The 15,311-nt window shown below is 40.3% G+C and carries 15 protein-coding genes; 13 read left to right on the plus strand and 2 right to left on the minus strand.

The genetic code is table 11. From position 1 onward, the window contains the following. Positions 1–80 precede the first annotated feature (80 nt). The gene (locus MKX52_RS06425) at positions 81–269 is read right to left on the minus strand and encodes a DUF2187 family protein (RefSeq protein ID WP_003211747.1); all 189 of its coding nucleotides are present in this window, start codon (positions 267–269) and stop codon (positions 81–83) included. Positions 270–436: 167 nt separating this feature from the next. On the opposite strand from MKX52_RS06425, the gene MKX52_RS06430 reads away from it, so the two are divergent. From MKX52_RS06430 to MKX52_RS06455, 6 genes are all read left to right on the plus strand, one after another. Next, positions 437–631, plus strand: coding sequence for a hypothetical protein (locus tag MKX52_RS06430; protein ID WP_119124767.1), 195 nt, complete (start codon positions 437–439; stop codon positions 629–631). A 307-nt stretch (positions 632–938) separates the two neighbouring features. After that, positions 939–1,592, plus strand: a complete 654-nt coding sequence (locus tag MKX52_RS06435) for a cell wall hydrolase (protein WP_342491693.1) — start codon at positions 939–941, stop codon at positions 1,590–1,592. Between the two features lie 311 nt (positions 1,593–1,903). Further along, positions 1,904–3,220, plus strand: a complete 1,317-nt coding sequence (locus MKX52_RS06440) for a polysaccharide biosynthesis protein (RefSeq protein ID WP_342491694.1) — start codon at positions 1,904–1,906, stop codon at positions 3,218–3,220. Between the two features lie 54 nt (positions 3,221–3,274). After that, positions 3,275–3,763, plus strand: a complete 489-nt coding sequence (gene stoA, locus MKX52_RS06445) for an endospore biogenesis thiol-disulfide oxidoreductase StoA (RefSeq protein WP_012009754.1) — start codon at positions 3,275–3,277, stop codon at positions 3,761–3,763. A gap of 293 nt (positions 3,764–4,056) precedes the next feature. Beyond that, entirely contained in the window at positions 4,057–5,976 is a 1,920-nt protein-coding gene (locus tag MKX52_RS06450; RefSeq protein ID WP_342491695.1) for a heavy metal translocating P-type ATPase, read from the plus strand. Between the two features lie 104 nt (positions 5,977–6,080). Continuing rightward, on the plus strand, positions 6,081–7,175 hold the full coding sequence (locus tag MKX52_RS06455; protein WP_088004302.1) for a Xaa-Pro peptidase family protein: 1,095 nt from the start codon (positions 6,081–6,083) through the stop codon (positions 7,173–7,175). A 53-nt stretch (positions 7,176–7,228) separates the two neighbouring features. On the opposite strand, the gene MKX52_RS06460 is transcribed toward MKX52_RS06455, so the two are convergent. Next, positions 7,229–7,372 (minus strand): hypothetical protein, encoded by a 144-nt coding sequence (locus MKX52_RS06460; RefSeq protein WP_162900848.1) that lies wholly within the window; start codon positions 7,370–7,372, stop codon positions 7,229–7,231. Positions 7,373–7,465: 93 nt separating this feature from the next. Between MKX52_RS06460 and MKX52_RS06465 the strand changes: the two genes are divergently transcribed. The 7 genes from MKX52_RS06465 to splB all read left to right on the plus strand — a co-directional run bounded on the left by MKX52_RS06465 (position 7,466) and on the right by splB (position 15,198). Next, positions 7,466–8,494 (plus strand): LacI family DNA-binding transcriptional regulator, encoded by a 1,029-nt coding sequence (locus tag MKX52_RS06465; protein WP_251183619.1) that lies wholly within the window; start codon positions 7,466–7,468, stop codon positions 8,492–8,494. Between the two features lie 18 nt (positions 8,495–8,512). Continuing rightward, the gene (locus MKX52_RS06470; RefSeq protein ID WP_088004300.1) at positions 8,513–9,367 is read left to right on the plus strand and encodes a transcription antiterminator; all 855 of its coding nucleotides are present in this window, start codon (positions 8,513–8,515) and stop codon (positions 9,365–9,367) included. Between the two features lie 202 nt (positions 9,368–9,569). Beyond that, entirely contained in the window at positions 9,570–11,669 is a 2,100-nt protein-coding gene (ptsG, locus tag MKX52_RS06475; RefSeq protein WP_342491696.1) for a glucose-specific PTS transporter subunit IIBC, read from the plus strand. 93 nt (positions 11,670–11,762) lie between these two features. Continuing rightward, positions 11,763–12,029 carry a phosphocarrier protein HPr gene (locus MKX52_RS06480; protein ID WP_003211078.1) on the plus strand — a complete coding sequence of 89 codons (267 nt, stop codon included), beginning with the start codon at positions 11,763–11,765 and terminating at the stop codon, positions 12,027–12,029. After that, entirely contained in the window at positions 12,029–13,747 is a 1,719-nt protein-coding gene (gene ptsP, locus MKX52_RS06485; RefSeq protein ID WP_012009760.1) for a phosphoenolpyruvate--protein phosphotransferase, read from the plus strand. The genes MKX52_RS06480 and ptsP overlap by 1 nt, the downstream gene beginning before the upstream one ends. 97 nt (positions 13,748–13,844) lie before the next feature. Further along, the gene (locus MKX52_RS06490; RefSeq protein WP_044331928.1) at positions 13,845–14,087 is read left to right on the plus strand and encodes a transcriptional regulator SplA domain-containing protein; all 243 of its coding nucleotides are present in this window, start codon (positions 13,845–13,847) and stop codon (positions 14,085–14,087) included. Between the two features lie 82 nt (positions 14,088–14,169). Further along, entirely contained in the window at positions 14,170–15,198 is a 1,029-nt protein-coding gene (gene splB / locus MKX52_RS06495) for a spore photoproduct lyase (protein ID WP_012009761.1), read from the plus strand. Positions 15,199–15,311 lie beyond the last annotated feature (113 nt).

A 15,311-nucleotide genomic window follows, 5' to 3' on the forward strand; every position in this document is an offset into this window, starting at 1 on the left:
AATACTATTTACCATTTCAAAAATAAATGATTTGCTTCGTATTTACGTATGTATCAATAGTCTGAATTGAGGATTGCAAATTAATGTACGGAGTCTTTGATGATTTTATAGTTTTTATGATTAACGACTGTTAGTGAATCCAGTTCTAAATCTCTATAGTTGTCCATAATGGTGACATCTACAATGACAGAGTTTTCGTTCACTTTTTCAACTACACCTGTTAAACCATTTCTAAATTCGATCACATTTCCAATTTTTGCAATCTTCAACCGATCCCTCTCCTTTAAAAACAGATTTCATTCCCTATTAAAAAGTATTTTGCAATATTTTCATACCAATGTAAAGGATAAAGACGTTTTTGTTTCGTTTTCGTTGTATGCTTACCTAACGGATGGTATATTTAATATTTGATGATGGCTGTAAAGGAGCGGTTTTTTTGACGGAAGAACAAATCCTCACAATACTTGAATCGTTACGAAATGGGACAGAAAAGCAAGTAACCATCCAAAAAGATGATTTTTTAACGTTTCGTTCGATCTTGGTGAATCAAGATGATTTTAAGCATTTTCGCGGGATTGCGAAACATGGTGGAGATGTTATTTTTGAATATCTTACAGAAGCAAGAAGCTAAAGCTTTCTCTCATGAATGAGAGAAAGCTTTTTTATTTTAGTTCTTTTGTCACACTTCAAATGGTCTTGATACATGTGAAAAGAAAATGTAATAACCCATAATCAGGTGCATAAGGATGATTATAGGCGGAAAATAGACCTTTTTAAGCGCTAACAATTCCAGTTGATACGCAATTCAACTAGGACATGCCATTTAATAACGGAATTTGGACAGGCATGAAAATCTTTGTGGGTGAAAATAGAAGAAGCTCTTGTTAGAGTGGACAAGTATCTTACCGCCTACTTTAATTAAAGGAGGAATGAGGCGAATGATTAAAATTCATACAGCTCTTTTTGTCATCCTAATGCTGGTTGCAGCCATGAAGATGGAGAACATCCAAGAGCAGCAAGGCACATTAAGTCACGAACTTTCACAAGCACCTGTTAAGCATGAGCTTTCATATATAAATCAAGATGATCACGATCAAGTCATCCCAGCATTTTCAGAGGAGAAGCGTCAGCCGAAAGTCAAAATGCTAAGTACGTCTACAGAAGAAAAGTTTTCAAAACCTAAGCAGAAGAAAAGAGTAAAATCAGAAACGACGAATGAGGAAAGCGCCAAACGTTATTCTAATGAAGAAATGGAGCTGCTCTCACGATTGGTACATGCTGAAGCGAAAGGTGAATCTTACGCAGGTAAAAAAGCTGTAGCAAGCGTCGTCTTAAACAGGGTGGAACATCGCTCTTTTCCTGACAGTGTCAAAGGTGTGATATATCAGCGAAATGCTTTCCAGCCAGTATCGAATGGAAGTATTCATGATAAAGCAGATCAAGATTCTGTTAAAGCTGTGAAACAAGTAGTGAAAGAACATGACAGAACAACAAAAGCCATTTATTTTTATAATCCTAAAACGGCAACAGATAACTGGATTCGTTCTCGCAAAATTGTAGAACGTATCGGTCGTCACGTATTTGCCGTATAAAGAAATGAAGCGATCAATTAGATCGCTCCAGCGTGTAGACAAACCCTCGCATTCGTTGTCAGGTCTGTGCTTCGGTGCTCACGAATGTCAAATTCGCTCCGCTCCGATGCTCGTCCTTCCTAGACTTCAAAGGTTTTCTATCACGCTGAAAAGAAGACAAAGGGCTAAAATAAAGATCATTTTAGCCCTTTGTCAACAATCTGAAGCGATCAATTAGATTGCTCTTTTTTTTGTCTTCATTTATCAAAATATTTTCAGGACTTGTCTCATAGAATGTGAAAAGAATTTGCTTTAGATAAAGGGGAGGCTACATGAATCGATTTGTAAAAGGGGTCATTCTGCTATCTGTTGCAGCTTTTATTGCGGAGTGTATAGAGTTTTTAGTCAATATGATTTTAGCGAGAGAGCTTGGAGAACATGGAATGGGTCTATATATGAGTATCCTTCCAATCATTATGCTTGTCCTTGTGATTGCCAGCTTAGAGCTGCCAGTCTCTATTTCTAAATTCATTGCAGAATCGCATGAGCGGCTCCATAAAAGTATGCTCCGCCATGCATTTAAAATGACGCTCGTAGTGACATGTACAACAACAGGGATCGCTGCGATTGTCTTGCCGTTCATTCCTGTGTTTCAGTCGTATCATCCGCTCATGAAAGGGCTTGTGCTGTCTCTTATTCCAATCATTGCGTTTACCTCGATCGCACGCGGCTATTTTATGGGAAAGCAGCAAATGGGCAGAATCGCCCTGGCGAATATGCTGAAGAAAACGATCCAGCTTATCTGTTTGTTTTTGTTCTTTCATTGGTACTCGTTTGATATTGAAACTGCGGTTCTCATTGCCATCGGTGTCATTGTCGCGAGTGATCTCGTCGTTTTTATTTATTTATACTCCCAATACGTCATGGCGAAAAATGCTGTCCATGTCAGGTCTGTTGAATTAAGAGGGGTTGACGTGAGAAAGCGTTTATTAGCCGTCTCTATTCCGACAACGGGCATGCGGATTTTTCATGCGATTGCCAATGCCATAGAACCGTTTTTAATCAAAGGCGCACTTATTGCCGCAGGCATTTCTGGCACACTTGCTGTTGATCATTACGGCATGCTGGCTGGTGTCGCGATGTCGATCGGTTTTTTTCCGGCATTTATCGCTCATTCCATCATGATTGTGATGATTCCGAGTGTCTCTGAAGCCTATGCTTTAGGTCAGTATGATCTCGTGAAGAAACGTGTCAGGCAGGCGATTCTCATTACATTTGGATACGGCGTACCGGCAGTCATGGTGATGTATTATTTTGCTTATCCGCTCACACAGCTCTTTTTTGATTCACCGCAAGCTGCTGTCTACTTACAGCTGCTTTGGCCGTACTTTTTATGCCACCTGTTTGTGATGCCATTTCAAGCGTGCTTAATCGGTATGGGACTCATTAAAGATGTGTTCCTACATAATATATGGGTGCATATCGTCTCGTTTTCAATGGTGTATTTTCTTGGATCAATTGAAAGCTTAAATATGATGGGAGTGATATTAGGGATGAATACGGGCATGCTCCTCTTGACTGCCCTGCATTATGCGACGATTTGTAAGGAGCTCGGTGTTTCCGTGTTTCTTAGAATGAAAAAAGCATGAATGCCCTCTTCCACGAGCGGGCAAGCTATAAGAAAACTGGGAAGGAAGATCCTCATGAATCGTAAATATCTACCCGCCAGTCTTCTTATGATGACCCTGCTTCTATTACTCATAGGCAGCGAGGCTGAAGCGAAAGAGCCCGTTAAGGCGCCAAGGATAGAGGCTCCTACATTAACTGGTGAAACGCAGATGATTCCGCCAAAAGGAAAAAAGACCATTTTGCATTTTTGGACAACATGGTGCCCGTCCTGCAAAATGGAGCTGCCAGTATTTGATCAGATCGTAAAAGAAAATCAGAGTGATGTTGATATCTTAACAGTGAATTTACTAGGTGCTGAACAAAGTAAACATGCGGTTGCTCAATTTGTAAAAGACAAAAAATTTACATTCCCGGTCGTACTAGATGAGCGAGGGGACATGATGAAGAAATACCAAATCATCACCATACCAACCACCTTTTTGATAAATGAAAAAGGGGAAATAGTGAAAAATCATGTAGGTCCACTAACGAAAAAACAAATCAAAGAGTGGACGAACTTTTAGAAAGAAACCTTATTTCAAGAACCAAGGCTCATTCCTTTGGTTCTTTTTTGTGTTCAATTGCTTTTCATCTGAATAAACTGTGCTCAGAAGAGATGGAATAACCTACAACAATAATGATAATTATTATCAAGAAGAAATTATAATAATTATTAATTGAAAATTGATCAGAACCTGTTATAATGAATGACAGACCTATAAAAAGCTTGAAATAGTAGAAAATATAGATGGAAAAAGGAAACGGGTAACGATTGATGATGTGAAAATCATTATCAATTAGAGAGGAGAAAACAATCATGAATGAGAATGCAGCACTTGATCAAACAACAAATCAAAAGGAATCGAAATGGTCCCTTCATCAATGGGCACAGCACGGAGAATTAATAGCAGCAGGTATCGCGGGGATTCTCATTTTGATTGGATGGATGTTAAAGGATGAGACCATGTGGAGTATTCCTTTATTTATCCTTGCGTTTATTATTGGAGGTTTTGCAAAGGCGAAAGAAGGAATTGAAGAAACCATTTCGTCTAAAAGCTTGAATGTTGAACTGTTAATGATTTTTGCAGCCATAGGCTCAGCGATCATTGGATACTGGGCAGAGGGCGCGATCTTAATTTTTATTTTCTCACTAAGTGGTGCGCTTGAAACGTATACATCAAATAAAAGTAAGAAGGATTTAACAGCTTTAATGAGCATCGCACCTGATGAAGCGACTTTAATTGAAGAAGATGGCACGACTATTCAAATCGCTGCTTCATCATTAACACCAGGTGATCGTATCATGATCAAAGCTGGGGAACGTATTGCTGCAGATGGTGTGATTTTAAACGGAAGAACAAGTGTAGATGAATCTGCGCTCACGGGCGAGTCTGTGCCACAGGAAAAAGGGCAAGGCGAAGACGTATTTGCAGGAACAGTGAACTTAAACGGTTCTTTAACAGTAGAAGTCACCAAACATAATGAAGAAACGCTTTTCCATAAAATAATTAAACTTGTCGAATCGGCTCAAGAAAGTGTGTCGCCAAGCCAGGCATTTATTGAAAAATTCGAAGGGGCATATGTAAAAGGTGTATTGATCACGGTTGCGATTTTAATGGTGCTGCCTCACTTTGTACTAGGCTGGAGTATGAGTGAAACCTTCTACCGGGCCATGGTGTTTATGGTCGTAGCCTCACCTTGTGCCCTTGTGGCATCTATTATGCCAGCTGCTTTGTCACTGATCTCAAACGGTGCAAGAAACGGAATGCTTGTCAAAGGGAGCGTCTTTTTAGAAAAGCTCGGCACAAGTAGCATGATTGCTTTTGACAAAACGGGGACGATTACAAGCGGAAAGCCAGCTGTAGAACAAGTGGTGATTGCTAAAGGACAAGAAGAAGCTGCTTTTTATCAGGCGCTTTATCAAATTGAAAGTCAATCAAACCATCCATTAGCGAAAGCAATATCTGATATGGCACAAGAGCAACAAATAGAAAAATCAGCTCATGTCACCATTGAAGAAACCTCTGGTTTTGGTGTAAAGGCACAATTGAATGGTGAAACGTGGCGGATTGGGAAGAAAGACTTTGCAGGCAAGGCTCCAATGGACAGCGAGATTGAAGAAGCTGGTGAGCAACTTTCTGAAAAAGGATTTACAGTGGTGTATGTTCAAAAGGATCAAGAAGTCGTTGGGTGCCTTGGCCTTAAGGATCAAATTAGACCTGAAGCGAAGAAAATGATTCAAGAGCTGAATGATTTAGGTATCCAAACCGTCATGCTAACAGGAGATCAGCAAAAAACGGCTGAAGCCATTGCGCAGGAAGCCGGCATCCAAACAGTTGTTGCTGAGTGTCTGCCAGATGAAAAGGTCCATGAGGTCAATCAACTTAAAAAACAAGGAAACTCGATCATCATGGTAGGAGACGGAATCAATGATGCACCGGCACTTGCCACAGCAGATGTGGGGGTTGCGATGGGCGGGGGCACAGACGTGGCCTTAGAAACAGCAGATTTGATCTTAATGAAAAACAATTTAAATAACTTAACAAAGATGATTCGTCTTTCAAGAAAGATGAATCGAATCATTAAGCAAAATATTATTTTCTCATTAACGGTGATTTGTTTGTTAATTTGTGCGAACTTCTTACAAGTGCTTGATTTACCGTTTGGCGTCATCGGGCATGAAGGAAGTACGATTTTGGTCATTTTAAATGGACTGCGTTTACTTCGTGCATCTTAAGCAAATCATCATAGCGCACTTGGCTTCTGCCAGTGCGCTTTTGTGCGAAATACAGCAAAAACTGATACAATAGATCAGTAGTAAAACGTGTGAGGAGGATGACGATGAACCGAATGAACAGCATGTCTTCTTGGCTAAAGGAAAAAGACATTCAAGGTGCATTTATACATACAAAGGAAAATGTGTTTTATCTATCTGGATACTTCACAGAGCCGCATGAAAGAGTCATGGGGTTGTTTGTGTTTCAAGAGGCAGATCCATTTTTTATTTTGCCTAAAATGGAAGTCGAACAGGCGAAAAATGCTGGGTGGTCAGGCGATATCATTGGTTATGAAGACCATGAGAATCCATTTGATTTCATTCAGTCAGCAGTCGAAAAACGCGGTGTAAGAGCAACTCGACTTGCAATTGAAAAAGAGTCGATTCCGCTTCAAAGAGCAGAACAGCTTCAAGCTGCCACTGGGGCAGAAACTTTTGTCCGGGCAGAAGAAGAGCTCAACCAGTTAAGGCTGATTAAAGATGAATCTGAAATTGCTACACTGAAAAAAGCCGCTCAATTGGCAGACGAAGGGGTCAAAATTGGGGTGAACGCCTTAAAAGAAGGAATCACCGAAACAGAAGTGCTCGCTGTCATTGAATATGAGCTAAAGAAAAAAGGCATTCAAGGCATGTCCTTTTCGACGATGGTTCTCTTTGGCGAAAAATCAGGAGAGCCTCACGGAAATCCAGGACAGGCAGCCTTAAAAAAAGGCGACTTCGTGTTATTTGACCTTGGTGTCATCGTGGATGGTTATTGCTCAGATATTACAAGAACATTCATCTATCAGGAAGCTTCTGATCAGCAAAAGGACATCTATCAAACCGTCCTAAAGGCAGAAATGGCGGCACTTGAAATGAGTAAGCCGGGCGTGAGAATTGGGGACCTGGACTTAAAAGCACGCGGGCTGATCACAGATGCTGGATATGGAGACTATTTCCCTCACCGCCTTGGACATGGTCTAGGGGTGTCTGTTCATGAGTTTCCTTCGATGAGCCAGGCAAATGATGATCTTCTCCAAGAAGGCATGGTGTATACGATCGAACCGGGAATCTATGTCCCAGGAGTAGGCGGCGTCAGAATTGAAGATGATGTACTGATTACAGCGGATGGTCCAGTCACTTTAACCAATTATCCGAAAGAGCTGACGATTATCAAGTAATAAAAAAATCACGATGAACGTCCATGTCTTGGAAGTGTCATCGTGATTTTTTGTCACTCTTTTCGATCCTTATCAACAAAAAAATCATCAATTGATTGAAACGGTTTGATTTTATGTTCTTTTCCTAAAGGATGTAGTGCAAAACGAGCAGAAAACAAAACAGTCATACATAATATAATCCATATGATGAACCCCATCTTGAATTCCCCTTTCCATCCAGTGATTTGTTCAGCTCACATACATCTTAAAGTATGAAACGCTTACCATATCAAGAGAAAGTAGGAGAAAAAATGGCAAACATAAGGGAGATTGCAAAAAGAGCGGGCGTATCTGTGACAACTGTATCACGTGTGTTGAATCATCATCCTTATGTCAAGGAAGAAAAACGAGAACGTGTTCTTGATGCGATGAAAGAGCTCAAATATACGAGAAACATTCAGGCTGTTCATTTAGCCAAAGGTTATTCAAATATGCTTGGCATCGTTCTTCCAACGATTGATCATTCTTATTTCAGCAGACTTGTCACAGGTATTGCAGAAAAAGCACAGGCGCGCGGTATGCATTTTTCTTTGTTTCAAACAGGATATGATCCTTTAAAAGAAAAAGAAGCATTGATGAGTTTAAAAGAGCGCCGCGTGGATGGATTAATCTTTTGCTCAAATGCATTAAGTGACCGAGACATTTTAAGGTGGCAGGAATTCGGGCCTATTATTTTTTGCCACCCGGTGCCAAGTGAAAACTGCTCAACTGTATCGATTGCGCATGATCAAGCATTTAAAGAAGGGTTACATCATTTAGCAGCATGCGGGCATCAGCGAATCGCGATTGTCCTTGCCAGAATAGAAGGCACAAACAGCCAGTCACGCCTTCAAGCTTATCAAAACATGATGCAATCGCTCGGGCAGGAGATTGATGAAGAATGGATCATTGAAGGGAAGCTAACACTTTTTGATGGAAAACAATTATTTGCAGAGTGGCAGAAGATGAAGAATCGCCCCACAGCATTATTCATCACAAATGATGACGTATCAGCAGGCTTTTTATTAGAGGCGCAACGTCATGATATCAAAGTAGGTGAATCTCCAGCCATACTCGGCTTTCAAAATGATCAATTGAGTGAGGCGCTTAGGATTTCCAGCATTGATATTCCGCTGAAACGAATGGGACAGGAAGCGTTTGACTTGTTCGACCAGGCCATAAAGGGGGAGGCACCAGAGAAAAGAATGCTGCCATTTCGCCTGATCGAACGATCAACTACCGTTTTCAAAAACAATTCGTTGACGCACGTTTCATCTGTTTTGTACGATAAGAGGGATTGAACTAAGAAGGAGGTGGGGATGTTCATGGAATCCTTCACCGTTGATAAAGCGTTAAATAATAATGTCATCATTGCAAGTCACCCTTCTTTGGGCGAAGTAGTTCTGATAGGGAAAGGGATCGGCTTCGGAAAAAAATCGGGTGATGTTCTCGATCAAGATACATTTGAAAAAATGTTTGTCCTTAAAAATACAAAGGAACAAACAGAATATAAACAGCTGCTTCACCACATTGATGAGAACATGATCGAGCTTGCCAATGACGTCATTTATCATATACGAGAAAAAATGGGACACCGTTTGAATGAGCATATTCATATTGCCCTGACTGACCATATTGCCTTTAGTTTTAAGCGAGTGCAGCAAGGGTATGATATCACCAATCCCTTTATGCTTGAGACGAAGTCGCTGTATCCGAAAGAATATGAGGTCGCAAAGGAAGTTGTTGAGCTAATTAACAAACGCCCTGATGTCAAAACAAAGCTGCCAGAAGGAGAGATTGGTTTTATTGCGCTCCATATTCACTCAGCTTTAACGAATCGGCCATTATCTGAGGTGAATCGTCATTCGCAGCTCATCACACAAATGGTCCAAGTCATAGAAGATTCATTTCATATGAAAGTAGACAGAGAAAGTATTCATTATTTACGCTTATTGCGCCATATTACATTTTCGATTGAGCGTATTAAACGGGAAGAATCTTTAGAGGAGCCAGAAAAATTGCTTCATCTATTGAAAAATGAATATCCTTTATGCTACAATACTGCTTGGAAAATGATCAAAATATTACAACATGCATTGAAAAAGCCTGTACAGGATGCAGAGGCTGTCTACCTGACACTTCATCTGTACAGATTGACTAATAAAATTTCATAGTTTCCTTGAAACGTGTAACTGATTCGATCAGGCATGAGTGACTTAAGGTAAATACAGGATAAGATCCTGTTATTTGCGCAACCTTATATCACCATGCCTTTTTTTGTGTTTGAAAGTGAAATGTAAACGGTTAACTATGAAATGTATGTCAAGGAGCGTCCCGCATGTATGTTGTAAGCGAAAATAAAAGGAGGTTCAACTAGTGTTTAAATCACTTTTTGGTGTATTGCAAAAAATTGGACGAGCACTTATGCTTCCAGTTGCGATCCTTCCTGCTGCTGGTATTTTACTAGCACTTGGGAATGCGATGCAAAATCCGCAACTGATTGATGTAGCTCAATTTTTAAGCAATGATACAATTCAGCTTGTTGCAAGTGTCATGGAAAATGCAGGGAACATTGTCTTCTCGAATCTTCCGCTCTTATTTTCTGTAGGGGTTGCCATCGGTCTTGCTAATGGAGACGGTGTGGCAGGGATTGCCGCAATTATCGGTTATCTAGTTATGAACGTAACAATGAGTGCCGTATTAATGGCCAATGGATCGATTCCATCCGATTCCATCAAATTGGCTAAGTTTTTTAAGGAAAGCCATCCAGCATATGTGAATATGCTCGGAATACCGACCTTGTCTACCGGCGTCTTCGGCGGGATTATTGTCGGGGTATTGGCAGCTTATATGTTTAATAAATTTTATAAAATTGAGCTCCCACAATATCTTGGCTTCTTTGCTGGAAAACGTTTTGTTCCAATCGTAACATCTATTTCAGCACTTATTTTAGGGCTTTTGATGCTCGTCATTTGGCCGCCAATTCAAGGGGCACTGAACTCGTTCTCAACAGGACTGCTTGCAGCGAATGAGCCGCTTGCTGCCTTTGTATTCGGTGTCATTGAACGCTCATTAATTCCGTTTGGTTTGCATCACATATTCTACGCACCATTTTGGTATGAGTTCTTTAGCTATAAGAGCTTATCAGGAGATATTATCCGTGGTGATCAGCGTATCTTCATGGCACAGATCAAAGATGGTGTTCAGCTCACAGCTGGTACATTCATGACAGGAAAATATCCGTTCATGATGTTTGGTCTGCCAGCAGCAGCACTTGCGATTTACCATGAAGCAAAACCAAAGAATAAAAAGCTTGTCGCTGGAATTATGGGATCAGCAGCCCTGACTTCTTTCCTAACAGGGATTACTGAACCGCTTGAATTCTCATTCTTGTTTGTTGCACCAGTGTTATTTGCAATCCACTGTGTATTTGCTGGATTATCCTTTATGATAATGGATATTCTAAACGTGAAAATCGGTATGACCTTCTCAGGAGGGTTAATTGACTTCTTCTTATTCGGAATCTTGCCAAACAGAACCGCTTGGTGGCTTGTGATTCCAGTTGGTCTTGTACTTGCTGCTATTTATTACTTCGGATTTAGATTTGCTATTCGTAAATTTAATCTGAAAACGCCAGGCCGTGAAGACGAAGCTGATGACGATGCAAGTAGTGCTAAGTCTGAAAAGGGTAATGACTTACCTTATGAAATTCTTGAAGCAATGGGTGACCAAGAAAACATTAAACACCTTGATGCTTGTATTACCCGTTTACGTGTTACTGTGAATGATCAGAAGAAAGTGGATAAAGACCGTTTGAAAAAGCTTGGTGCTTCAGGAGTTCTTGAAGTAGGAAACAACATCCAGGCCATCTTCGGACCACGCTCTGATAATTTAAAAACACAAATGCAGGACATCATTGCAGGCCGCACGCCTCGTCCAGCGAAAGACCCTTCTGCAAAAGAAGAAGTCAGCCAGCAGGTCGAAGAAGTCATTGCAAAACCGCTTCAAAATGAGCAAGGTGAAGAAATCTTTGCTTCACCAATTACAGGGGAGCTTCATCCGATTACAGATGTACCAGATCAAGTATTCTCAGGGAAAATGATGGGTGACGGTTTCGCCATCTTACCAACAGATGGAACGGTGGTTTCACCGGTAAAAGGGAAGATCTTAAATGTATTCCCAACGAAACACGCAATTGGCCTGCAATCTGATGGTGGACTAGAAATCTTGATCCACTTCGGTATTGATACGGTCAGCCTCAAAGGAGAAGGGTTTGAAGCATTTGTACAAGAGGGAGATCAAGTAGAAATCGGTCAAAAACTCTTAGTGGTTGATATTGATAAAATTAAGTCTGAAGTACCATCTTTAATGACACCAATTGTATTTACCAACTTAAGTGAAGGACAATTTATTGACCTTCAAAAAACCGGTGAAATCAAAGCTGGTCAAGAAAACATCATGAAAATTTCAAAATAATTTTCATAACTGCCGTTCTTGTTAGATGACAAGCTCGGCAGTATGATATAATATTGTGGATGTATTAATTGTATAAAAAGGAGATTGATAAAAATGGCTCAACAAACATTCAAAGTAACTGCAGATTCTGGAATTCACGCACGTCCTGCAACAGTTCTTGTACAAACTGCTAGTAAATATGATGCTGATATCAACTTAGAATATAATGGTAAAACAGTGAACCTGAAATCTATTATGGGTGTAATGTCTCTAGGAATTGCGAAAGGTGCTACAATCACAATCTCTGCTTCTGGTTCTGATGAAAATGATGCACTTGCTGCGCTTAAAGACACAATGAAAAGTGAAGGCCTAGGCGAGTAATGCAACAACTGAAAGGAATCGGTGCTTCAGCAGGCGTTGCGATTGCAAAAGCATATCGTCTGGAAGAACCAGATTTAACAGTTCACCAAAAAGACATCAATGATCCAGAGACAGAAGTGAAGCGTTTTGAAGAAGCAATTCATGTTTCTAAACAAGAACTTGAAGCAATTAAAGAACATGCGCTAAAAGAGCTTGGCCAAGACAAAGCAGATATTTTTTCTGCACACCTTCTTGTGTTAAGTGATCCAGAGCTGCTAAACCCAGTAAAGGATAAAATCAACTCTGATAAAGTAAATGCTGAATTTGCTTTAAAAGAAACAGCAACAATGTTTGTCACGATGTTCGAAGCAATGGACAATGAATACATGAAGGAACGTGCAGCGGATATTCGCGACGTAACAAAACGTGTAACTGGACATTTGCTAGGCGTTGACATCCCGAATCCAAGCATGATTTCTGAAGAAGTCATCATCATTGCTGAAGATTTAACTCCTTCTGATACTGCTCAGCTGAACAGACAATTTGTCAAAGGTTTTGCGACGGATATCGGCGGTCGTACTTCTCACTCAGCGATAATGGCAAGATCAATGGAGATTCCAGCTGTTGTTGGAACAAAAGAAGCAACAAAAACAGTGAAAAACAATGATCTAATCATTGTGGATGGTATTAGCGGAGACGTCATCATTCAGCCTTCTGAAGATGAAGTGAAAGCGTATCAAAAAAAGCATGAAGACTACTTAGCTCAAAAAGCAGAATGGGCGAAACTTGTTGATCAGCCAACGGTCACAAAAGATGGCGTTCACGTAGAGCTAGCTGCAAATATCGGAACACCTGAAGATGTAAAAGGTGTACTTGAAAATGGCGGCGAAGCAGTTGGATTGTACCGTACTGAATTTTTATACATGGGCAGAGATCAGCTTCCTACAGAAGAAGAGCAGTTCGATGCGTATAAAACGGTTTTAGAGAAAATGGAAGGCAAAGCAGTGGTTGTCCGCACACTAGATATTGGTGGCGATAAAGAACTACCTTACTTGCAGCTTCCAAAAGAAATGAACCCGTTCCTTGGCTATAGAGCGATCCGCCTTTGCCTTGAAGAACAGGAGATTTTCAGAACACAACTACGCGCCTTACTTCGTGCAAGTACATATGGAAACTTGAAAATCATGTTCCCTATGATCGCGACGTTATCTGAATTTAGAGAAGCAAAAGCTATTTTACTTGAAGAAAAAGAAGCATTGGTTGCCGCTGGTACAGACGTTTCTGATTCCATTGAAATCGGAATGATGGTGGAAATTCCATCAACTGCTGTCATCGCAGACCAATTTGCAAAAGAAGTTGATTTCTTCAGTATTGGAACGAATGACTTGATTCAATACACTATGGCTGCTGATCGAATGAACGAACGAGTGTCTTATCTTTACCAGCCTTACAATCCAGCCATTTTACGTCTCATTACGCTTGTTATTGAAGCAGCGCATAAAGAAGGTAAATGGGTTGGCATGTGCGGTGAGATGGCAGGAGATGAAATCGCCATTCCTCTTCTACTTGGATTAGGATTAGATGAATTCTCAATGAGTGCAACATCTATTCTTCCAGCAAGAACTCAGCTAAGCAAGCTTTCTAAGGAAGAAGCTGCATCATTTAAAGAGCATATTTTATCACTTAGCACGACAGAAGAAGTGGTTGATTTCGTAAAGAAAACGTTTCAACATAACTAAGTGAATTCAAACCAGACAGTGACCCTGTCTGGTTTTTTTGTCGAATTTTATCATATTGGGTCATATCCGTCAGAGAGAAGGGCATTCTATAAGAAAAATGGAGGTGACCAGATTGCCTTTCTCAGACTATAAACCGGGTGATCAAGTATATGTGATTTATCGAAATCCACATGCAGCTAACGTAGCACAAATTAAAGAAGCAGAAATTGTTTCACATCCATACAATGAAGAGGAGCTTGCCCTCTTTTTACTTGAAACGTACCATCCCTTGGCTCCAGATGATGCGGTCTTTCCAACATATGAAGAAGCAGAAGCTCTTTATCAAGATTTGTTTGAATAAGGGAGATTTTAGAAAGGATAAAAGCCATCCTGCACGGTTAAAGTAACGGTATGAAAACCTATAAGGTAAGGATGTGCTAAATATGATCAAACCTTTTGTACCCCAGCTTGTGTACATTGAACCACGTGCATTAGAGTACCCGTTAGGACGAGAGCTGAAGGAAAAGTTCGAGGGTATGGGGATTGAAATAAGAGAAACGACTTCACATAACCAAGTAAGAAATATTCCGGGTAAAAATGACTTACAAAAGTATCGTAATGCAAAATCAACGCTTGTCATTGGTGTGAGGAAAACGTTGAAGTTCGATACGTCTAAACCATCGGCAGAATATGCGATTCCATTTGCGACAGGCTGTATGGGACATTGTCATTATTGCTACTTGCAAACGACGATGGGAAGTAAGCCATACATTCGAACCTATGTAAATGTTGAAGAAATATTAGATCAGGCGGAGCAGTACATGAACGAGCGTGCGCCAGATATCACAAGATTTGAAGCTTCTTGTACGTCAGATATTGTCGGAATTGACCATTTGACACATACATTAAAAAGAGCAATTGAATACTTCGGTCAGACTGATCTTGGTAAGCTTCGTTTTGTGACCAAATTTCATCATGTCGATCATTTACTTGATGCAAAGCATAATGGCCGGACAAGATTCCGCTTTAGCATCAATGCGGATTATGTCATTAAATATTTCGAACCTGGTACATCACCGTTAGATCAACGGATTGAAGCGGCTGTCAAGGTTGCGAAAGCAGGTTATCCGCTTGGCTTTATTATTGCCCCAATTTACATCCACGAAGGCTGGCAGGAAGGGTATAAAGTTCTTTTTGAAAAGCTCGATGCAGCTCTTCCTGAGGATGTGAGACACGATATCACCTTTGAAATGATCCAGCATCGTTTTACAAAACCAGCGAAGCGTGTGATTCAAAAAAACTATCCGAAATCAAAATTAGAACTAGATGAAGAAAAAAGACGATACAAGTGGGGTAGATATGGAATTGGGAAATATATCTATCAAAAAGATGAGGAGCAAGAACTAAGACAGACGTTAGAATCATATATCGATCAGTACTTTCCGAATGCAAAAATTGAATATTTTACTTAAAGCAAGCCTTTATGGCTTGTTTTTTCTATTTAAATTTTCTCACAACTATTGAATGCGGTATCAATTATGCCGATATATACAATAGGGTATGAAAGTAGGATATAGGGGTGTGA

This window comes from Bacillus sp. FSL R5-0422, assembly GCF_038610765.1.
In the GTDB taxonomy this organism is placed as follows: Bacteria; Bacillota; Bacilli; order Bacillales; family Bacillaceae; genus Bacillus; species Bacillus pumilus_O.

Coding starts and splice junctions, on each gene's coding strand:
- ptsP (WP_012009760.1), top strand. CDS start 12,029: ATGCAACAACTGAAAGGAATCGGTGCTTCAGCAGGCGTTGCGATTGCA.
- MKX52_RS06460 (WP_162900848.1), bottom strand. CDS start 7,372: ATGGGGTTCATCATATGGATTATATTATGTATGACTGTTTTGTTTTCT.
- splB (WP_012009761.1), top strand. CDS start 14,170: ATGATCAAACCTTTTGTACCCCAGCTTGTGTACATTGAACCACGTGCA.
- MKX52_RS06470 (WP_088004300.1), top strand. CDS start 8,513: ATGTTCATGGAATCCTTCACCGTTGATAAAGCGTTAAATAATAATGTC.
- stoA (WP_012009754.1), top strand. CDS start 3,275: ATGAATCGTAAATATCTACCCGCCAGTCTTCTTATGATGACCCTGCTT.
- MKX52_RS06465 (WP_251183619.1), top strand. CDS start 7,466: ATGGCAAACATAAGGGAGATTGCAAAAAGAGCGGGCGTATCTGTGACA.
- MKX52_RS06455 (WP_088004302.1), top strand. CDS start 6,081: ATGAACCGAATGAACAGCATGTCTTCTTGGCTAAAGGAAAAAGACATT.
- MKX52_RS06450 (WP_342491695.1), top strand. CDS start 4,057: ATGAATGAGAATGCAGCACTTGATCAAACAACAAATCAAAAGGAATCG.
- MKX52_RS06440 (WP_342491694.1), top strand. CDS start 1,904: ATGAATCGATTTGTAAAAGGGGTCATTCTGCTATCTGTTGCAGCTTTT.
- MKX52_RS06480 (WP_003211078.1), top strand. CDS start 11,763: ATGGCTCAACAAACATTCAAAGTAACTGCAGATTCTGGAATTCACGCA.
- MKX52_RS06435 (WP_342491693.1), top strand. CDS start 939: ATGATTAAAATTCATACAGCTCTTTTTGTCATCCTAATGCTGGTTGCA.
- MKX52_RS06490 (WP_044331928.1), top strand. CDS start 13,845: ATGGAGGTGACCAGATTGCCTTTCTCAGACTATAAACCGGGTGATCAA.